This window comes from Polaribacter sp. 11A2H (assembly GCF_011379025.1).
GTDB lineage: Bacteria > Bacteroidota > Bacteroidia > Flavobacteriales > Flavobacteriaceae > Polaribacter.
The window spans coordinates 312,922-332,566 of the sequence record NZ_WTLD01000003.1; the positions used below are offsets into that span (position 1 = coordinate 312,922).

Annotated in this window: 22 protein-coding genes; 21 read left to right on the forward strand and 1 reads right to left on the reverse strand. The window is 30.3% G+C overall.

What is annotated here, in order from left to right:
* The first annotated feature begins 68 nt into the window (after positions 1-68).
* A complete protein-coding gene (locus tag GQS58_RS05710; protein WP_166383762.1) occupies positions 69-1,115 on the forward strand; it encodes a flavin-containing monooxygenase in 1,047 nt (348 codons plus the stop codon).
* A gap of 146 nt (positions 1,116-1,261) precedes the next feature.
* Here the strand turns inward: GQS58_RS05710 and GQS58_RS05715 are convergent, their stop codons facing one another.
* Entirely contained in the window at positions 1,262-3,421 is a 2,160-nt protein-coding gene (locus GQS58_RS05715) for a prolyl oligopeptidase family serine peptidase (RefSeq protein ID WP_205860393.1), read from the reverse strand.
* A 183-nt stretch (positions 3,422-3,604) separates the two neighbouring features.
* Between GQS58_RS05715 and trxA the strand changes: the two genes are divergently transcribed.
* From trxA to GQS58_RS05810, 20 genes are all read left to right on the forward strand, one after another.
* Positions 3,605-3,964 carry a thioredoxin gene (trxA, locus tag GQS58_RS05720; protein ID WP_166383764.1) on the forward strand — a complete coding sequence of 120 codons (360 nt, stop codon included), beginning with the start codon at positions 3,605-3,607 and terminating at the stop codon, positions 3,962-3,964.
* 239 nt (positions 3,965-4,203) lie between these two features.
* Positions 4,204-4,542 carry a PadR family transcriptional regulator gene (locus GQS58_RS05725; protein ID WP_165731545.1) on the forward strand — a complete coding sequence of 113 codons (339 nt, stop codon included), beginning with the start codon at positions 4,204-4,206 and terminating at the stop codon, positions 4,540-4,542.
* A 1-nt stretch (position 4,543) separates the two neighbouring features.
* Positions 4,544-5,194 carry a hypothetical protein gene (locus GQS58_RS05730; protein ID WP_166383766.1) on the forward strand — a complete coding sequence of 217 codons (651 nt, stop codon included), beginning with the start codon at positions 4,544-4,546 and terminating at the stop codon, positions 5,192-5,194.
* 4 nt (positions 5,195-5,198) lie between these two features.
* Positions 5,199-5,855 (forward strand): hypothetical protein, encoded by a 657-nt coding sequence (locus GQS58_RS05735; protein WP_166383768.1) that lies wholly within the window; start codon positions 5,199-5,201, stop codon positions 5,853-5,855.
* A 4-nt stretch (positions 5,856-5,859) separates the two neighbouring features.
* On the forward strand, positions 5,860-6,414 hold the full coding sequence (locus GQS58_RS05740; protein WP_166383770.1) for a hypothetical protein: 555 nt from the start codon (positions 5,860-5,862) through the stop codon (positions 6,412-6,414).
* A gap of 388 nt (positions 6,415-6,802) precedes the next feature.
* Positions 6,803-8,269: a DUF5687 family protein gene (locus tag GQS58_RS05745; RefSeq protein ID WP_166383772.1), complete on the forward strand. Its 1,467-nt coding sequence runs from the start codon at positions 6,803-6,805 to the stop codon at positions 8,267-8,269.
* 20 nt (positions 8,270-8,289) lie between these two features.
* Positions 8,290-8,991 (forward strand): ABC transporter ATP-binding protein, encoded by a 702-nt coding sequence (locus GQS58_RS05750; RefSeq protein ID WP_166383774.1) that lies wholly within the window; start codon positions 8,290-8,292, stop codon positions 8,989-8,991.
* Positions 8,992-9,105: 114 nt separating this feature from the next.
* The gene (locus tag GQS58_RS05755; protein ID WP_166383776.1) at positions 9,106-11,331 is read left to right on the forward strand and encodes a tetratricopeptide repeat protein; all 2,226 of its coding nucleotides are present in this window, start codon (positions 9,106-9,108) and stop codon (positions 11,329-11,331) included.
* 43 nt (positions 11,332-11,374) lie between these two features.
* Positions 11,375-11,746 (forward strand): bactofilin family protein, encoded by a 372-nt coding sequence (locus GQS58_RS05760; RefSeq protein WP_410524701.1) that lies wholly within the window; start codon positions 11,375-11,377, stop codon positions 11,744-11,746.
* Complete coding sequence (locus GQS58_RS05765; protein ID WP_166383780.1) at positions 11,712-11,930, forward strand: AtpZ/AtpI family protein; 219 nt, start codon at positions 11,712-11,714, stop codon at positions 11,928-11,930. The genes GQS58_RS05760 and GQS58_RS05765 overlap by 35 nt, the downstream gene beginning before the upstream one ends.
* Positions 11,923-12,312, forward strand: a complete 390-nt coding sequence (locus GQS58_RS17380; protein ID WP_218597959.1) for a DUF6168 family protein — start codon at positions 11,923-11,925, stop codon at positions 12,310-12,312. Before GQS58_RS05765 ends, GQS58_RS17380 begins: the two co-directional genes overlap by 8 nt.
* An 81-nt stretch (positions 12,313-12,393) precedes the next feature.
* The gene (gene atpB / locus GQS58_RS05770; RefSeq protein WP_166383782.1) at positions 12,394-13,527 is read left to right on the forward strand and encodes a F0F1 ATP synthase subunit A; all 1,134 of its coding nucleotides are present in this window, start codon (positions 12,394-12,396) and stop codon (positions 13,525-13,527) included.
* Between the two features lie 74 nt (positions 13,528-13,601).
* Complete coding sequence (atpE, locus tag GQS58_RS05775) at positions 13,602-13,790, forward strand: ATP synthase F0 subunit C (protein ID WP_068447578.1); 189 nt, start codon at positions 13,602-13,604, stop codon at positions 13,788-13,790.
* 95 nt (positions 13,791-13,885) lie between these two features.
* The gene (locus GQS58_RS05780) at positions 13,886-14,386 is read left to right on the forward strand and encodes a F0F1 ATP synthase subunit B (protein WP_165731533.1); all 501 of its coding nucleotides are present in this window, start codon (positions 13,886-13,888) and stop codon (positions 14,384-14,386) included.
* 7 nt (positions 14,387-14,393) lie between these two features.
* Entirely contained in the window at positions 14,394-14,951 is a 558-nt protein-coding gene (gene atpH, locus GQS58_RS05785; protein ID WP_166383784.1) for an ATP synthase F1 subunit delta, read from the forward strand.
* A 21-nt stretch (positions 14,952-14,972) separates the two neighbouring features.
* Positions 14,973-16,550: a F0F1 ATP synthase subunit alpha gene (gene atpA, locus GQS58_RS05790; protein WP_166383786.1), complete on the forward strand. Its 1,578-nt coding sequence runs from the start codon at positions 14,973-14,975 to the stop codon at positions 16,548-16,550.
* Between the two features lie 30 nt (positions 16,551-16,580).
* Positions 16,581-16,919, forward strand: a complete 339-nt coding sequence (locus GQS58_RS05795) for a four helix bundle protein (protein WP_166383788.1) — start codon at positions 16,581-16,583, stop codon at positions 16,917-16,919.
* 29 nt (positions 16,920-16,948) lie between these two features.
* A complete protein-coding gene (gene atpG / locus GQS58_RS05800) occupies positions 16,949-17,815 on the forward strand; it encodes an ATP synthase F1 subunit gamma (RefSeq protein WP_166383790.1) in 867 nt (288 codons plus the stop codon).
* A 165-nt stretch (positions 17,816-17,980) separates the two neighbouring features.
* Complete coding sequence (locus tag GQS58_RS05805) at positions 17,981-18,445, forward strand: hypothetical protein (RefSeq protein ID WP_166383792.1); 465 nt, start codon at positions 17,981-17,983, stop codon at positions 18,443-18,445.
* A gap of 87 nt (positions 18,446-18,532) precedes the next feature.
* Entirely contained in the window at positions 18,533-19,453 is a 921-nt protein-coding gene (locus GQS58_RS05810) for a hypothetical protein (RefSeq protein WP_166383794.1), read from the forward strand.
* Positions 19,454-19,645: the final 192 nt, after the last annotated feature.

A 19,645-nucleotide genomic window follows, 5' to 3' on the forward strand; every position in this document is an offset into this window, starting at 1 on the left:
TTTAACTAAATCGATATTCTTCTTGTAGCATTTTTAATTATAGTAGTTTTGTAGAGATAAAACTATTTATGAAGGATTATATAATTATAGGAGCAGGACAATCTGGACTTGCAATTGCGTATCATTTAGCCAAACAAAATGCTAATTTTTTAATTGTTGATGCAAATAAAGAAACCGGCGAACCTTGGTTAAAACGATGGGATTCTCTAAAATTATTTACGCCTTCGGAATTTAATAGTTTACCAGGAATGGAATTTCCTTATAAAAAAGGACATTATGCCAACAAATATGAAGTTGCCGATTATTTAAAAGCATATGTTTTTAAGTTTAATATTCCCATTGAATTTAACCAACGTATAACTTCTTTAAAAAAAGAGAACGACATTTTCATCTTAAAAAGCAAAACCAAAACTTTTGAAGCAAAGAATGTAATTATTGCAACTGGTCCGTTTCATAAACCATTTACCCCGAGTTGTCATAAAAAAATATCAAAAGATGTTTTACAAATTCATAGTGAACATTATAAAAGTCCGGATCAATTAAAAGAAGGCGCAACTTTAGTTGTTGGTGCTGGAGATTCTGGCGTACAAATTTTAAATGAAGTTTCTAAAGCTAAGAAAAAAGTTTACTTTTCTGGTAAAACAGATATTGTTTCGCTTCCTCAAGAACTTTTAGGAAAAACACTTTGGTGGTGGTTTAGTAAAGTCGGTTTTTTAACAGCGAATAAATATTCTTTTATCGGAAAAAAATTAAGTCATAGCGGTCAACCCGTAATTGGCACTGACGTAAAAACTTTGTTTAAAAAAGAAAATATCACCTGTGTTGGCAGAACGTTAGATGCAAATAACGACACCATCATTTTTGAAAAACAAAAAGTTACCGATATTAAAAATATTGTTTGGGCAACCGGTTTTAAACCAAACTTTAATTGGATTGAAAACATCGAATTAGACGAAAACCAGTATCCTAAAAACTACAGAGGTGTTAGCGACCTGGAAGGTTTGTATTTTATTGGTTTGCCATGGCTCTACACAAGAGGTTCTGCTACTTTAGGCGGTGTAAAAAAGGACGCAAAATACTTATGTAATTATATTGCTAAAAAACAAAAGAAGTAGTCTAAAAAGGATTAAATCTTGTCATACCAAACTTGTTTCAGTATCTCAACTTATTGAAATTCAACTTATATAAGAACCTGAAATAAATTCAGGTTGACAAAAACTTACTTTTTAGACGACCTCTTTTATCAATCTAGTTTTATAAACTAAGATTTAATTTTAGCCGATATCGGATTTGGTAACTGCTCAAACCCCATATTAAATAACGTAAAACCAAAAATATCTGCATATTGCTCAATGGTTTTTGCAACAGGTGTTCCGGCTCCGTGACCAGCATTGGTTTCTATTCTTATTAATGTAGGATTATTCCCTGACTGTTTTGCTTGTAATTCTGCTGCAAATTTAAAACTATGTGCCGGCACAACTCTATCATCATGATCTCCGGTAGTTACCAAAGTTGCCGGATATTGCACACCTTCTTTTACATTATGCACTGGCGAATATCCTTTTAAATACTCGAACATTTCTTTGTTATCATCTGCGGTTCCGTAATCATACGCCCATCCTGCTCCGGCAGTAAATGTATGATAACGCAACATATCTAAAACGCCAACTGCAGGCAAAGCAACTTTCATTAATTCGGGTCTTTGTGTCATGGTTGCTCCAACTAAAAGTCCACCATTAGAGCCACCACGAATTGCTAAAAACTCTGAAGATGTATATTTTTCTGAAATTAAGTATTCTGCAGCTGCTATAAAATCGTCAAACACATTTTGTTTTTTTAATTGCGTTCCTGCATCGTGCCATTTTTTACCATATTCTCCTCCACCTCGTAAATTAGGCACTGCGTACACACCACCTTGTTCCATCCAAACTGCGTTTGCGATACTAAATGAAGGCGTTAAACTCACATTAAACCCACCGTAACCATATAAAATAGTTGGGTTTTTCCCGTTTAACTCTACTCCTTTTTTATGAGTAATAATCATCGGGACTTTTGTTCCGTCTTTTGATGTGTAAAAAACTTGTTTACTTGTATATGCATCCGCATTAAAAGCTATGGAAGGTTTCCAATACACATCATACGTTCCATCTTCTGGGTTGAATTTGTATGACGAACCTGGCGTACTGTAATTGGTAAAAGAAAAATACAATTCTTTCGCTGCTGTTTTTCCTCCAAAACCACCGGCAGTTCCAACTCCTGGTAATTTTACTTCTCTAATTAATTTTCCATCAAAATCGTATTGCAAAACTTTAGAAACAGCATCTACCATATACGTTGCAAAGAAATAACCTGCGCCAGAACTTAAACTCAATACATTTTCTGTTTCCGGAATAAAATCTTTCCAGTTTTCTGATGTTGGATTTGCAACATCAACAGTTACTACCTTTTTATTTGGCGCATTTAAATTAGTTACCAAATACACTTTACTTCCAATATTTTCTATCGGATAGGTATCACTATCTGTATGATCTAAAATAGTTACCAACGGACTATTTGGTTTAGAAAGGTCTTTTAAAAACAACTTGTTTCCAGATGTTGAAACGCTTGCAGAGATAAAAAGGTATTGATTATCTTCAGAAACATTTCCACCAACATAACGGTGTTTTTCTGATGCTTTTTCACCAAAAACTACAACATCTTCTTTTTGTGATGTTCCTAATTGATGATAATACAATTTGTGCTGATCTGTTTTTGCAGACAACTCACTTCCCTCAGGTTTATCGTAACTAGAATAGTAAAAACCTTCGTTTTTGTACCACGAGATTCCTGAGAATTTCACATCTACCAACGTATCTTCCTTTATGGTTTTAGAAACTGCATCCATAATGATAATTTTACGCCAATCAGAACCTCCTTCAGAAATTGCATAGGCAGCAATTGCCCCATCTTTAGTAAAACTTAACGAGCCTAAAGAAGTAGTTCCGTCATCAGAAAAATTATTTGGGTCTAAGAATACTTCTGGTTCAGAATCTCCTTTGGTTCTGTAAATAACACTCTGATTTTGCAATCCGTTATTTTTAGAAAAATACGTGTAATCGCCTTCTATAAAAGGTGTTCCTACTTTTTCGTAATTCCATAATTCAGACAAACGTTCCTTTAATTGTTCTCTGTACGGAATCTTATTTAAGTAATCGAAAGTAACCTCGTTTTCTGCCTTTACCCAAGCTTCGGTTTCTTTACTACTATCGTCTTCTAACCAACGGTAATTGTCTACAACAGCGGTTCCAAAAAGTGAATCTATTACTGGTTTTTTAGTTGTTTCTGGGTATTTCAAATCGATATTTTTTTGTTTAATTTCTTCGTTACAAGAAACAAAAATTGCACTTGCAAATAAAATTGGAATGATTAATTTATTTTTCATGAGCTCTAAAGTTTGGTTGATATCAAAATTAAGAATATTTAATATATTTATAGTTATTTAAGCATTTTTAACTTTTGAGATATCACATTACTCCCATTTTGTAATTTATCAAGTATAAAAACGACTACTTTTGTGAAAATAGATTACGTATTTCCGATTTTATCGGAAGCAAATTAAAAAATTATGACAGAAAACTTAACAAAAGAAACTTTCTTAGAAAAGGTTTTTAATTTTGAAGAAAGACAAGAATGGAAATTTAAAGGAGACAAACCAGCATTGATCGATTTTTATGCAGATTGGTGTGGACCATGTAAAGCTATAGCACCTGTTTTAGAGGTTTTATCTGAAGAATACGAAGGTAAAATTGATATTTACAAAATAGACACCGAAGCTGAACAAGAATTATCTGCAGCATTCGGAATTAGAAGCATTCCATCTATGTTATTTTGTCCTGCAGAAGGAGAACCACAAATGGCAAATGGCGCTTTACCAAAAGCAGAACTAGAACGCATTATTGCAGATGTTTTAAAAGTGACGAAATAAATTTGTCATTGCGAAGAATGAAGCAATCTTTTAAATAGAATTAAAATCTCGAAATTAAGTTTTCGAGATTTTTTTTATTTAAAATCTTATACATAAGAATCTAATGTATAAGATAATTATGTATATTTGACTGTCATTGCGAGTTTACGAAGCAATCTGTTGCTTTAAACTATAAGATTGCTTCGTACCTCGCAATGACAGTTACACAAATAAACACTTACACGATTACACATCAAAAAATGGGAAATCAGAAATTATATAAAGGCTCTTTACAAACCATCATTTTAAAGTTGTTAGAAACGAATGATAAAATGTATGGATATGAAATTACGCAGAAAGTAAAAGAACTCACCAAAGGTGAATTAAAAATTACCGAAGGTGCTTTGTATCCGGCATTGCACAAATTAGAAGCCGATGGTTTGTTAGATGTAGAGGTTGCTAAAGTTGGTAACAGACTTCGAAAATATTACAAACTTACCGAAAGTGGCACTAAAGAAACCGCCAACAAATTGGATGAAATGCAAGAGTTTTTAAGAACGATGCAACAATTGGTGAACCCTAAATTAAGTTTGGAGTAATATGGAAAAGCGCTATGAAATAACCGAAAAACAGTTGACTTTTTTAAATGATTATTTGTTAAAAAAACACCAAGGTATTTCTAATGAAACTAGAATAGAATTGGTAGATCATTTGGTTTATGACTTTGAGAAAACGACAGAAAACGGAAATTTATCCCAGTATTTATCTAACCATTTAGTGTTTATTTCAAAATTTGTTTCTAAAGGTACAAGTCAAATGAAAAAGACTTACAAAAAAGAAACATGGAATCAATTTTTTAAGTTTTTTACAGAACCAAAATTATTGTTGGTTTCTATAAGTTCGTTGTTGTTTTTTTATTTTTTAAATGAAAATTTGGATGATAAAATAGTTTATTTGGTTACTATAATTTTGCCTACCATTATTTTTGGATATTCTGCTTTTAAAGGAATGATAAAGAAGAAAGAATTAAAAAACTTAGATGAAGTTAAGTTTCTAGGTACAGAGATTTGGTTGCCTTTTACAATGATTCAATTATTAGGAATTACAGAATTGAGTCATTCAATTCTACAATATAGTTGGTTGTACTCTCTTGTGTCCTCATTTATCATAATTTACAGTCTTGCAGCTTTAATAATTGTATTAAAACACAAAAAAATCATCTTAGAAAAACACAAACACTTGTTAAAATAACGCTATGGAATTAACAGCACAACAATTACAACGAGTAGAACATTATTTAAATGTAAAAGAAATTACGTATATAGATATAAGAACAGAAGTTTTTGATCATATTGTTTCTGATATTGAAACAAAAATGGAGGATAAAAAACTAGATTTCAAAACTGTTTTTTATAATGTAACTGATAAATGGAATATTCATTTAAAACAAGAGTCTAGCTGGATTTTTGGAGTTGCATATTCTCTACCTAAAATTGCATTAGAAAAAGCGAAGAGATCTTTTAAAAAATATTATTTCATTAGTGTTTTGTCATTTATAATTCCCTTGTTCATTTTAACAATAATCGATCTACACTTTACTGAAAGCATAAAAAATGAATTAAACTTATTTTTACAAACAATAACAGTGTTAACTTTTATTGTATTCGGTTTGCTGTTTATTTTAAAATTTAAAGAGAAAACAAAAACTACTTATAGTTTTATTTTAAAAACTCAGAGTTGGAATTTTATTTTTGGCTTTATTATTTTATTCGATTTAGATTATATGAATAAAAATGGGGATTTTCAGGCTTCACAGTTAGCCCTTTTAGTAGCTTTTGTTTTCTCTACATATAGCTATTTCCATTTCTACAAAAAACACAAAGAAGCTATCAAAAAATATAAAATTCTATAGTTTAATGAAACTAACCAACACTCACATAGAAAAACTCTACAAATTCACTAAAAAACATTACGTAGAATATTATGATGTTCAAACGGAATTGGTAGATCATTTGGCAAATGATATAGAAAGTATTTGTACAGAAAACCCGAGGTTAACTTTTGAGCAAGCTAGAGATACATCTTTCAAAAAATTTGGTGTTTTTGGTTTTATGAATGTTGTAGAAAAAAAGCAATCTCAAATGACAAAAAAGTACTTTAAAATCATTTTTAAGTTTGTTAAAGAGTGGTTTCAACTTCCTAAAATTATACTTACAATATTACTTTTTACAGGTTTTTATCAATTACAAAATACTTCAAACGCCTACACAGTATATGTTACTGTTTTTGGGTTTGTTTTTATAGCACAAGTAATTTTAACAATCATCAATGCTAGAACCTTAAAAAAAGAATTTAATTTAACACAGAAAAAATGGTTATTCAAAAACATTATTAATGTTCAGGGATTGATACAAACTGCTTTTATATCGATTTATTCTTTTCAATATTTTTTCCCTAATAATGCAAAATAATTTTTAGTGATGGCAGATTTTAGAAAATATTTTTCGGCATTTTTTATCACATTTATAGTGATTTTCGGCTATATCACTTTAATTGTCATTCCTAAAAAGGCGGAAGAATTGTTAGCAGAAAACTACCCGGAATATAAATTATTAAAAAGCGATTAAATAAATTATAGAATACAAATATCACCTCCACAGCAAGAGAAGTTTCATAAAAAAGGACAAACAAAATGGAGCAATAATATGAGATTTCTACTAAAAGTAGATATGACAAACTAGATGGAAAAAGAAACACAAAACTTTGCGTCTTTGAGCCTTAGCGAGAAATTATTTAATAATCTGTAACAAAATCCATTTATAAACTACTTATTATCAATCAAACTAATTACCCAAACTTATGATTTTACATTTTTTAAAGCTAGAATGGAAACAATATTTCCGTTCTTCTCATTGGCAAAAAGGAATTGCACTAAAAATAATTATGGGCTTCTTTGTCTTGTATTTTTTAGTCGCTTTTTTAACAGTAGGAATTGGAGGCTATTATCTTTTAAAGAAAGAATTCCCAGCATCAGATCCTTTAGAATTGGTAAATTCTTATTTACTTTTTGCAATTCTTGCAGATTTAATTGTTCGGTATTTAATGCAGAAATTACCTATCATGAATATTAAACCGCTACTTATTTTACCAATTCCAAAAAGTAAGTTAGTACATTACGTTTTAGGGAAGTCTATCTTTTCAGTTTTTAATATATTAAGTCTTTTCTTTTACATTCCGTTCTCAATTATATTAATAAAAGAAGGTTATAATACAGCAGGTGTTTTAGGTTGGCTAGCAACCATGATTTTAATTATTCAATCTTCTAATTTTTTAAATTTTTTAATCAACAAAAACAACAAAGCATTACTAATTATTGGTGCAATATTGGTAAGTTTAATTGGTTTACAGAAGTTCGAAATTTTTAATGTAGTTGGTTATGGAGGCGCAATCTTCAACTCAATTTATCAAAACCCAATTTACGCATTGGTTGGCGTTGCAATTTTGGCATTTTTATATCAATTAAATTACAAACAATTACGCAACCAAGTGTATTTAGATGAAGCAGTTGCTACTAAAGTAGAAGAAGCAAAATCTGCAGATTTATCTTTTACTGATAGATTAGGTGATGTTGCTCCGTTTATAAAAAATGATATTCGTTTAATTTGGAGAAACAAAAGAACGAAAACGGTATTTTTAATGTCGTTTTTATTCCTTTTTTACGGAATGATATTCTTTTCAGGAAAAACGTACGCAGATATGCCAGCAATGTTAATTTTTGCATCCCTTTTTATTACGGGAGGTTTTACTTTAAATTACGGCCAATTTATTCCAGCTTGGGACAGCTCGCATTATAAAATGTTAATGAGTCAAAGTTTTAGATACCGTAAGTTTTTAGAATCTAAATGGGTTTTAATGGTTACAATGACTACCATTTTATATGTTTTAAGTTTTCCGTATTTATACTACGGACTGGATATTTTTTTAATGATTACAGCCGGTGCTATTTTTAATATTGGTTTTAACTCACTGTTTTTATTATATGCCGGTTCTTTTAATAGAAAAAGAATAGATTTAACAAAAGGAGGTTTTGGAAACACACAAGGTACAAGCGCCACTCAATTTTTAGTTGTTATACCAATAATGGGCATCCCAATGTTATTATTTTGGGCTTTTAGCACACTAATTAACTTTAACGCAGGTATTATTGCCATTGCATTAGTAGGTGTTTTAGGGTTTACTTTAAAAAATTATGTGATGAATTTTATCGAAAAAAAATATATAAAAGACAAATATGTTATGATTAACGCTTTTGGTAAAGAAGCATAATTTAACTTTAAAATATACAAATGATTACAATAGATACAATTACTAAAAAATACGGAAAAACAGAAGTTTTAAATGTAACATCAGTAGAAATACCTACCGGACAAAGCTTTGGTTTAGTAGGTAATAACGGAGCAGGAAAAACAACTTTGTTTAATATACTTTTAGATTTAATTAGACCTACAACAGGGAGTATTACAAACCATAAAATTGTTGTAAACCAAAGTGAAGATTGGAAAAACTTTACAGGTTCTTTTATAGATGAATCTTTTTTAATTGGTTATTTAACTGCAGAAGAATATTTCGATTTTATTGGAGATTTACGCGGCATGAACAAAGCAGATGTAACATCTTTTCTAACTCAGTTTGATGACTTTTTTAATGGAGAAATTACCGGAAAGAAAAAATACTTGAGAGATTTAAGTAAAGGAAATCAGAAAAAAGCCGGAATTGTTGCTGCGTTAATGGGAAATCCTAAAGTTGTAATTCTAGACGAACCTTTTGCTAATTTAGATCCAACCACACAAATAAGATTAAAAACGATTATTAAAAAGTTAACCGAAAACAGAGATATTACCGTTTTAATTTCTAGTCACGATTTAACCCACGTAACCGAAGTTTGTGAGCGAATTGTAGTTTTAGACAAGGGGAATGTGGTAAAAGATATAGAAACATCTACAGAAACTTTAGAGGAATTAGAAAGCTATTTTTCTGTAGAAGCTTAGTATTCTTAATTTATTACTATTTTTACACATCAATTTATACTATTTTCGATAGATTTTAGTTTAAATAAGAGTTTCTTACTTTAAAAATTAGTTGTTTAATCAAGATATATCTGTGTGAATTACACCAAAAAAATAGTTTTAGCAATTGCTGTATTTTCAGTTATAAACTCTTGTAGCACAAGAAAAGATACTGTAATTAGTAGAAACTGGCATGCCTTAAACACAAAGTACAATGTGTTGTTTAATGGTAAAGAAGCTTTTAATAAAGGAATTGAAGACATTAACGAAGGCTATAAAGATGATTGGTTTACACAAATACCTATAGAACCTATTAAATTTGAAGAAGACAAAGTTACCATACCAAATCTAAATACTGGTATGGGTGCTGGTTTTAATGATGACAACGGAAACGAAGAAGATAAAGCCACCACTCCTTTTGGTATTGCAGAAGAAAAAGCTGTAAAAGCAATCCAAAAACACGGAATGAATATTAAAGATGTAGAGCGCAACAGACAAATTGATGATGCGTATCTATTATTAGGAAAAGCACGTTATTATGAACAACGTTTTATACCTGCCATAGAAGCATTTAATTATGTTATTGCTACGTATCCGGATGCAGATTTAATTGCAGAAACTAAAATATGGAGAGCAAAAGCAAATATTAGAAATGATAATGAAGAGTTTGCTATTGAATCTATGAACTTACTTCTTAAAGTAAAAGACACCTTAGAAGTAGATTTACCAGAAGTAATTAGAGAACAAGGGTACACCGCTTTGGCGATGGCCTATATAAAATCTGACAGCATAGACAATGCAAAAAAATACTTAATTAAATCTACAGAAACCCTAAAGAATAGAAACCAAGGTGCTAGAAACCTCTTTGTTTTAGGTCAGATTTATAGTTCAGAAAATAAAAAAGATTCCGCATCCTTAGCATTCAATAAAATTATCAACTTTAAGAAAGCACCTTACAAATACAAAATGCATGCTCATATAGAATTGGCAAAAAATTCTACGAGCGATTCTACTTCCGCTTTCATTTTAGAGAAAATGCAAGACTTAATTAAAGAAAGAGAAAACAGACCTTATTTAGATGAATTGTATTATCAGGTTGGTTTTTTACACGAGCAAAACGATAGCATAAATTTAGCGGTAGATTATTACAATAAATCTCTTAGAGCTGAATCTGATAATGTAAAACAGAAAACATTTACTTACGAAAAATTAGGGAACATCAATTATAAAAATTCAGAATACATCGTAGCAAGTTCTTATTATGACAGTATTATAAACATTGCTGCTGACACTTTAAATTTAAGGTTTAGACGTATTAAAAGAAAGCATAAAAATTTAGCTTCTTTAATTAATTTTGAAAAAACGGTTTCTGAAAATGATAGTATTTTAAAAATTGTAGCACTTTCTAAACCAGCACAAGAAGCTTTTTTTCAAAAATATATAGACAACTTAAAAAAGAAAGACGAAGAAGCTGCTCAGTTAAAACTAAACCAACAAGCCTTTGGTGATACATTTGGCGGAAATCAATTAAAATCGAACAACAAAGGAAAATGGTATTTCTACAATTCTCAATCTATAAGTTTTGGTAAATCAGAATTTGAAAAAATATGGGGAAATAGAGTTTTAGAAGATAATTGGAGATGGTCTGGTACTATTGGCACAAACACAACAGAACAAGATTCTATAGTTGTAAACACCAAAAATTTACGCTACGACTTGGCAAGTTATTTAGAAACAATCCCTTCAGAAAAAGAAAAAATAGATACTTTAAATATTAACAGAAATAAAGCTTTATACGAATTAGGTGTTATTTATAAAGAACAATTTAAAGATATAAGGCTAGCACTTGAGCGCTTAGAAAGAGTTAATAACTTAAACCCAAGTAAAGAATTAGTGTTACCAATTAATTGGCATTTATATCAAATTTATAATGACCTAGGCAATGCTATAAAAACAAATGAACATAAAAATATAATTCTTACAGACTACCCTACTACAAAGTTTGCACAAGTAATTAAACACCCAAACAAACCGCTTGATGATGCCGTTTCTAAAAATGAAATTGAAGAATCTTATAAAGAAATGTATTATCTATATAATGAAAGTAAGTTTAAAGAAACAGTTCTTAAAATAGATGCATTACTACCAACGCTACAAGACTCGAAACTATTACCGAAATTCGAGCTCTTAAAAGCCTATGCTATAGGGAAACACCAAGATATAGAGACTTATAAAACAGCTCTAGATTTTGTAGCTGTTAATTACGGAAATACAGAAGAAGGGAAAAAAGCAAAAGAGATAATCAAACAATTAAATAAATAAGATGTTTAATAGTAAAAGTAAACAACCACTAAATAAAAAAGTTATGGAAAGAAATGTTTTAGCTAAAAACACAAAAATTGTTGGCGACATTAAATCTGATGGCGATTTTAGAATTGATGGCTCATTAGAAGGAACCTTAGTTACAAATGGAAGAGTTATTATTGGTACAGAAGGCTATATAAAAGGAAAAATAGAATGTACCAACGCAGATATAGAAGGTAAGTTTTCTGGAAATCTTTTAGTATCAAACACGCTAACCGTAAAAACGAATGCAAACATTACTGGAGAGGTAATAATAGGCAAACTATCTGTAGAACCAGGTGCTACATTTAATGCAACCTGTACTATGAAAGGAGCTGTAAAAGAATTAAATTCTAGTAATGACAAAAAAAACCGATCAGAAAAAACCGCTTAATAAAGCAATAAGACTCTCTGGTGCGGGTTTGCAAATGGGGATAACTATTTATTTAGGCTTCTTGTTAGGAAAATGGTTAGACATAAAATTTAAAACTTCTTTCTTAACAGAAACAATAACATTATTTGCCATCTTTGTAGCTACCTATTCGTTAATAAAACAAGCCAATAAAATTAATGATTAAAATTGTTATTACGTATTGCATTACCTTAGCCTTACTTTTTATTATATGTTTCTTTAGCCATAGTTATTTAATAGAAAAACAAGGACTAATATTGCACTTTAAACTAGTAGAAATCTACGAATTTAATGTTGGTTTCTCTATATTGGTTTGTACTAATTTTGTGGCATTTTCATTTGTTGATAAGTTCAAACAAAAATTAAGTTACATATATCTTGGTGCCATTTTTATTAAATTAATATTGTTTAAATTAGCTTTCTACGACACCCTATTTGTAAAGGAAACACTATCTGTAACAGAAAAACTATCTTTGTTAATTCCAACAGTTATTTTTTTATCAACAGATGCTTTTTTTGTAGCTAAATTACTGAACAAAAAACAATAAAGAAAAATAGCCAAAAAAAAGGGTGTAAGTATTTGATTAATTACATACCTTTGCGGCAAATTTAGAAAGCGTATTTTAAAAATGGGTATTGCACAAAAAACAATCAAATTTCTTACAATAGCTGTAATAGCTCTTATTACAACTACAAGTTTCGCATTTGAATCAGGTAAAAAAATCGACGACCAAAACGACGGCGGACAAGTAAACACCAAAGAAGAGGTAAAAGCTTATATAGAGCATCACCTTAAAGATTCTCATGATTTCGCATTTTACTCTTACACAAATGATGCCAATGAAAGAAAACATGTAGGTTTTCCGCTTCCTGTTATTGTTTGGACTACAGAAGGTTTAGTTACTTTTATGTCATCTGCATTCCATCATAATGATGATGGACATGTAATTGTAGAAAAAAACGGATTAAAATTCGCAAAAATACACAGTAAAATTTACGAGTTAGAAAACGGAGCTGCAACAGTTTCTTTTGACGATGCTCATCATGCTACAAACGCTAGTAAAGTTTTAGATTTTTCTATCACTAAATCTGTTGTAGGTATTTTATTTGCAGGTTTTTTAATGTTCTTAGGATTCTCTAGATTGGCAAAACAATATAAATTTAGAAAAATACCAATAGGTTTTAGTCGTGTTTTAGAACCATTGGTTTTATACGTTAGAGACGAAATTGCAAGACCAAACATTGGTGAGAAAAAATACAAAAAATTTACGGGCTTTTTATTAACCGTGTTTTTCTTTATCTGGATTTTAAACTTATTAGGTTTAACTCCATTTGGATTTAACGTTACGGGTCAAATTGCTGTTACATTAGCATTGGCATTATTTACAATGGTAATCTATTTAGTAAATGGTACAAAAGATTTTTGGATGCACACATTATGGATGCCAGGTGTACCTTATATTTTAAGACCTATATTAGCAGTTATAGAATTAGCAGGTTTTATTTTAATTAAACCGTTTTCATTACTTGTACGTTTATTCGCAAACATTACTGCGGGTCACTTTATTGTAATGAGTTTAATTGCATTAATGGTAACAATGAAAGAAGCATTCGGACCAGTAGCATCTACAGGAATGTCTTTAGCATTGGCTTTGTTTATAATGGTTATAGAAATCTTAGTAGCCTTTTTACAAGCATACATTTTTACAATGTTATCATCATTATTTATTGGAATGGCTGTTGAAGAACATGACCACCACTAAAACCTTGGTGCAAACCAAGTATCAAAAAAGAGTATTAGAATTTGTTTAATTAATATATTTAAAAATCAATTAGTATGTACAATTTAATTGGAGCAGGATTAATCGTAATCGGAGGAGGACTTGGATTAGGTCAAATCGGTGGAAAAGCAATGGAAAGTATTGCACGTCAACCTGAAGCAGCTGGTAAAATTCAAACCGCAATGATCATCATTGGTGCCTTATTAGAAGGATTAGCATTTGGTGCATTAATCTTAGGGAAATAATTTTCTCAAAAAAAAAACGAAAACACATTTCTGTAACGGTTGGTTACAGAAAGTGTTTTTAAATTAAACAAAGAACAATATAATTAGTAAATAGAATGGAAACTTTATTAAACGACTTTTCACCAGGCTTATTTGCAATGCAAGTAGTAATCTTAATTATCTTATTAATTTTGATGAAAAAATTTGCTTGGAAGCCAATTCTAAACTCTTTAGAAGAAAGAGAAACAGGTATAGAAGATGCATTAGAAGCTGCAGAAAATGCACGTAAAGAAATGCAAAATCTACAAGCAGATAATGAGAAATTATTAAAAGAAGCTAGAGCAGAAAGAGAAGCAATGATGAAAGATGCTAGAGATATTAGAGATAATATGCTAGCAGAAGCAAAAGAAGATGCAAAAGAAGTTACTTCTAAATTAATAGAAAAAGCACAAGCATCAATTCAGCAAGAAAAGCAAGCTGCTATAGCCGATATTAAGAAAAACGTTGCCGAATTATCTATTGGTATCGCAGAATCAGTAATTAAAAAAGAATTATCTAATAAAAAAGATCAACTAGAATTAGTTGAAGGACTTTTAAAAGATGTTACTTTAAACTAATTTAAGCATGAAAAACGCAAGAGCAGCAATACGTTATGCAAAAGCAATTTTAAATCTTGCTAAAGATTCAAAAGAAGAAACTGCCGTAAATGACGATATGTTATTGATAGCTAGTACAATTTCTGAAAATGAAACTTTTGAAGTAATGCTAAAAAGTCCTATTGTTAAACCATCAGAAAAAACAAAAGTTTTAAAAGCTTTGTTTGAAGGTAAAGTAAACAATATTACACTTGGCTTGTTTCATTTATTACAAGATAATAAAAGAATATCAATGCTTCTTAGTATTGCAAAGCAATATGCTATTATTTATGATTTTGATAAGAATATAAAAGTAGCAAAGGTAACTACAGCAGTTCCTTTAACTGAAGAGATAGAAAAGAAAATTTTAGCTAAGATAGTATCTTTAACAGGAGACGAAGCTAATATAGAGAACGTAGTTAATCCAGATATTTTAGGAGGATTTATTTTACGTGTGGGAGATGTGCAATATGATGCAAGTATCTCTAATTATTTATACGAATTGAAAAAGGAATTTGACAACAGTCATTTTATTCCAAAAATTTAATTATACATCAAATTATAAAAGATGGCAAGTATCAAACCAGCTGAAGTATCAGCAATTTTAAAGCAACAGTTAACAAATTTTGAAGCAAAAGCTACTTTAAACGAAGTAGGTACTGTTTTACAAGTAGGAGATGGAATTGCTCGTGTTTACGGTCTTTCTAACGTTCAATATGGTGAATTAGTAGAATTCGATAATGGATTAGAAGGTATTGTATTAAACTTAGAAGAAGACAATGTAGGTGTTGTTTTATTAGGTGCATCAACTTCTATTAGAGAAGGATCTAACGTTAAACGTACAGAACGTATTGCCTCTTTACAAGCAGGTGAAGGCGTTGTTGGACGTGTTGTAGATACTTTAGGTAACCCTATTGATGGTAAAGGACCAATTACAGGTAAAACGTATCAAATGCCTTTAGAGCGTAGAGCTCCTGGAGTTATTTATAGAGAGCCAGTAACAGAGCCATTACAAACTGGTATTAAATCTATTGATGCAATGATTCCTGTTGGACGTGGACAACGTGAGTTAATCATTGGAGATAGACAAACTGGTAAATCTACCGTTGCTATTGATACTATTTTAAATCAAAAAGAATTTTACGATGCTGGTGAACCAGTATATTGTATATATGTAGCTATTGGTCAAAAAGCTTCTACTGTTGCAGCAATTGCAAACATGTTAGAAGAAAAAGGCGCAATGTCTTATACTACAATCGTAGCAGCAAATGCATCAGATCCTGCAGCAATGCAAGTATATGCACCATTTGCTGGAGCTGCAATTGGAGAATTTTTTAGAGATACTGGTAGACCAGCTTTAATTGTTTTTGATGATTTATCTAAACAAGCAGTTGCATACCGTGAGATTTCTTTATTATTAAGAAGACCTCCAGGACGTGAGGCATATCCTGGTGATGTATTTTACTTACACTCTAGATTATTAGAACGTGCTGCAAAATTAATCAATGATGATAAAATTGCTAGTGAAATGAACGATTTACCAGATTCTTTAAAAGGAATTGTAAAAGGTGGAGGTTCTTTAACTGCATTACCAATTATTGAAACACAAGCAGGAGACGTTTCAGCATATATTCCAACAAACGTAATTTCGATTACAGATGGACAAATTTTCTTAGATGGAGATTTATTTAACTCTGGTGTTCGTCCAGCAATTAACGTAGGTATTTCTGTATCTCGTGTTGGTGGTAACGCTCAGATTAAAGCAATGAAAAAAGTATCTGGTACATTAAAATTAGATCAAGCTCAATACCGTGAATTAGAAGCGTTTGCAAAGTTTGGTTCTGATTTAGATGCAGCTACAATGAGTGTAATTTCTAAAGGACAACGTAACGTTGAAATTTTAAAGCAAGCTCAAAATGATCCTTTCTCAGTAGAAGATCAAGTTGCAATTATCTATGCAGGTTCTAAAAACTTATTAAGAGATGTACCTGTAAATCAAGTTAAGAAATTTGAGAGAGATTACATCGATTTCTTAAACGCAAAACATAGAGATACTTTAGATACATTAAAGTCTGGTAAATTAACACCAGAAACAATTGCAGTTTTAGAAGCAGCAGCTTCTGAAATTTCTAAACATTTTGCATAAAGACTAGTTAAGAGTTTAGAGCGATGAATTATGAGTAAGTTAACTGAAAGCCCTATAAGAATTAAAAGCTTTCAGTTTGCTTGCGAAATAGTTAAATATTGTGATACTCTTAAAGAAAATAAAGATTTTGAATTAGCATCTCAATTAATAAGAAGCGGAACAAGTATTGGAGCCAATACAAGAGAAGCACAAAGAGGAGTTAGTAAAAAAGATTTTAAATACAAATTTGGTATTGCTTTAAAAGAAGCTGATGAAACCAAATATTGGTTAGAAATTTTAGAATCAACAGGTAGAAAAGTACCCGCTGAATTGAATAATAAGTGTGAAGAGTTAATACGAATTTTGGTAGCAATTATCAAAAACTCATAACTTAACACTCATAACTCATAACTTGAGAAATGGCAAACTTAAAAGAAATACGTAATAGAATTACCTCTATAAAATCTACAATGCAGATTACATCTGCCATGAAAATGGTATCTGCTGCAAAGTTAAAAAAAGCACAAGATGCAATTACGGCAATGCGCCCTTATTCGTCAAAACTAACTGAATTATTGCAAAATTTAAGTGCAACTTTAGATAGTGATGCAGGTGGGGTTTACTCTACTCAAAGAGAGGTTTCTAAGGTTTTAATAGTAGTAGTAACTTCTAATAGAGGTTTGTGTGGTGGTTTTAACTCATCAATTACAAAAACAGTTATTAAAACTATTAAAGAGAAATACAGTACTGTTGAAGTAGATTTATTTGCTATCGGTAAAAAAGGTGGTGATGTGTTATCTAAACAGTTTAATATTGTAACCTCTAGAAACGATATTTTTGATGATTTAACTTTTGACAATGTAGCTTTAGTTGCAGAAAGGTTAATGGAGTTATATGCAGAGGGTACATACGATAAAATTGAGCTTATTTATAATCAATTTAAAAATGCTGCAACACAAATTCCTCAAGTAGAGCAATTTTTACCAATTAAACCAATAGAAGGTGTAGATGTAGATGCAGTTAGTTCTGAATATATTTATGAACCATCTAAATTAGAAATTGTTGAGGCATTAATACCTAAGTCATTAAAAACGCAATTATACAAAGCTATTAGAGATAGTTTTGCATCAGAACACGGTGCTCGTATGACTGCAATGCATAAAGCAACAGACAACGCAACAGATTTAAGAGACGATTTATTGTTAACTTATAACAAAGCACGTCAGGCTGCAATTACTAACGAAATTTTAGAAATTGTTGGTGGTGCAGAAGCATTAAAAAATTAGACGAAGCTTTTGCGAAGTCAAATTACTTAAAGATGCAAAATCAATAAATAATTAGAAGAATATTTAAAAGTATTTTTTTTTACAATAATATAAAAGCGAACCATTTAGGTTCGCTTTTTTTATAACTTGGCATATCGTTTGATTTCAATTATAAAAATAAGAACTATGAAAACTTTATCCATTTTGCTAATTATATTAAGTTTTTCACAATGTGGAAACACAAAATTTGAAAACAATACACCTTTTATAATTGATTCGGCAAACTATATAACTTGGACTGGTGGACAACCGGGAATTCATGGTGTTACTGTTCAAATACAATTAAAAGAAAAACCCAACATTACATTTGATTCATTATACTTTAGGAACAAGGCCACAAAAGTAGAATTTAAAGAAGCCTCTCTTATTATAGCAAATTATAGTAGTTCAAAAAATACAAATTCAGACATTATACTTCACTTAGAGCCTAAAAAGGAATTTAAAAATAAAATTCCCGTACAAGAAAAGATTCCTTTTAAATTAGAAGATAATGAAGCAATTCTCACCTATCAAGTAAATGGAGAAACAAAATATTATAAAATAAAAGAGATTAAAGAAATGGATGACAAATCTTATCAACAAATACAATAAGCATCAAAAAACCACTAATAATTGAGTGGCTTTTATTTTTGGCACGTATTTTGAAATTACATAAGCATAACAGTAAAATTCAAGCTTATGAAATCAATAAAACTACTTATAACAATAATCATTACCGGAACGCTATTGACTTCTTGTTCTACATTTGATGATAATTATCAAATACCTTTAGAACAAGTAATCACAGATTATGACTTATGGTATGTAGATTATAACAGAACGACAGGAAATGGAGATATCCCTTATGTTTCAAGAGCATTTACTTTATCATTTGTAAATGGAATTTTATACGCAAACAATAATATTGTAGATATTGGAAGAACCGGAAATGGTTTTGGAATTGATGTTGGAACATACAATACGTATAATGGGGAATTGGAAACAGATCATGAAATAGACGGTGCAAACGACTTTGAAGTTACCGTACTTTCTAACAATGAAATTAAATTATACAACTACAGACAAAACGTAAGTTATTATTTAATAGGATATCAGGTAGATACATTTGACTATGACAAATTATTTTACGAAAACATAGAATACTTTTTACAAGAATATATTGGATGGGAAAAAATAAGTACAAATGGTGGCGTACCAAATGCCTTTGATGCTGAAAATTATTTAGCCTTTTCACCAGAAAATATAACAACATTTTATAGTTCTCAAGAAGAAGTTGGCACAAAAGTTGATTATAGTATTTGGGATTACGTTGGTGCATATGAAATCTTTGATATCAATGGATTTGAAGACATAAAGGATTTAACATTATTTTATGATAATGGCGATACAGAGGTGTTTGAATTGAGCGTTATTGATGATGGAACGATAGCACTTTATAATTCTAATTCTAACACCACCTACGAATTTTCTGGAATAGGTTTTATAGAATTAAAGAAAAGCAAAAATTCTAAAACAAGCGCAAAAGATATTGTAAGGAATAATGGAAGAAAACGTACTAAGGTAATAAGAGAAACAAAAGAAAGAAGAAATTTAAAATAAAGTTTGGTTAGTTGATTTTTGATTGGAGTAGTTACCAATTGAAAGATAAACCGTCCTGTGGAGGACGGTTTTTTCTTTGTTCATAATTTAATAAAATTTTACACTTAAATTTTAAACTAACAACATATGTTTTCTTAATTTTATAGGACAATTTAGCAGACTAAAATTAAATTACTGCTATCGCAGGAATAC

Bases quoted from the DNA above. Each gene is read 5' to 3' on its own strand.
- atpE (WP_068447578.1), top strand. From the start codon at position 13,602: ATGTACAATTTAATTGGAGCAGGATTAATCGTAATCGGAGGAGGACTT.
- GQS58_RS17380 (WP_218597959.1), top strand. From the start codon at position 11,923: ATGATTAAAATTGTTATTACGTATTGCATTACCTTAGCCTTACTTTTT.
- atpB (WP_166383782.1), top strand. From the start codon at position 12,394: ATGGGTATTGCACAAAAAACAATCAAATTTCTTACAATAGCTGTAATA.
- GQS58_RS05750 (WP_166383774.1), top strand. From the start codon at position 8,290: ATGATTACAATAGATACAATTACTAAAAAATACGGAAAAACAGAAGTT.
- atpG (WP_166383790.1), top strand. From the start codon at position 16,949: ATGGCAAACTTAAAAGAAATACGTAATAGAATTACCTCTATAAAATCT.
- GQS58_RS05795 (WP_166383788.1), top strand. From the start codon at position 16,581: ATGAGTAAGTTAACTGAAAGCCCTATAAGAATTAAAAGCTTTCAGTTT.
- GQS58_RS05760 (WP_410524701.1), top strand. From the start codon at position 11,375: ATGGAAAGAAATGTTTTAGCTAAAAACACAAAAATTGTTGGCGACATT.
- GQS58_RS05730 (WP_166383766.1), top strand. From the start codon at position 4,544: ATGGAAAAGCGCTATGAAATAACCGAAAAACAGTTGACTTTTTTAAAT.
- GQS58_RS05805 (WP_166383792.1), top strand. From the start codon at position 17,981: ATGAAAACTTTATCCATTTTGCTAATTATATTAAGTTTTTCACAATGT.
- GQS58_RS05735 (WP_166383768.1), top strand. From the start codon at position 5,199: ATGGAATTAACAGCACAACAATTACAACGAGTAGAACATTATTTAAAT.
- GQS58_RS05745 (WP_166383772.1), top strand. From the start codon at position 6,803: ATGATTTTACATTTTTTAAAGCTAGAATGGAAACAATATTTCCGTTCT.
- trxA (WP_166383764.1), top strand. From the start codon at position 3,605: ATGACAGAAAACTTAACAAAAGAAACTTTCTTAGAAAAGGTTTTTAAT.
- GQS58_RS05765 (WP_166383780.1), top strand. From the start codon at position 11,712: ATGACAAAAAAAACCGATCAGAAAAAACCGCTTAATAAAGCAATAAGA.
- GQS58_RS05710 (WP_166383762.1), top strand. From the start codon at position 69: ATGAAGGATTATATAATTATAGGAGCAGGACAATCTGGACTTGCAATT.
- atpH (WP_166383784.1), top strand. From the start codon at position 14,394: ATGAAAAACGCAAGAGCAGCAATACGTTATGCAAAAGCAATTTTAAAT.
- GQS58_RS05810 (WP_166383794.1), top strand. From the start codon at position 18,533: ATGAAATCAATAAAACTACTTATAACAATAATCATTACCGGAACGCTA.
- GQS58_RS05725 (WP_165731545.1), top strand. From the start codon at position 4,204: ATGGGAAATCAGAAATTATATAAAGGCTCTTTACAAACCATCATTTTA.
- GQS58_RS05740 (WP_166383770.1), top strand. From the start codon at position 5,860: ATGAAACTAACCAACACTCACATAGAAAAACTCTACAAATTCACTAAA.
- GQS58_RS05715 (WP_205860393.1), bottom strand. From the start codon at position 3,421: ATGAAAAATAAATTAATCATTCCAATTTTATTTGCAAGTGCAATTTTT.
- atpA (WP_166383786.1), top strand. From the start codon at position 14,973: ATGGCAAGTATCAAACCAGCTGAAGTATCAGCAATTTTAAAGCAACAG.
- GQS58_RS05780 (WP_165731533.1), top strand. From the start codon at position 13,886: ATGGAAACTTTATTAAACGACTTTTCACCAGGCTTATTTGCAATGCAA.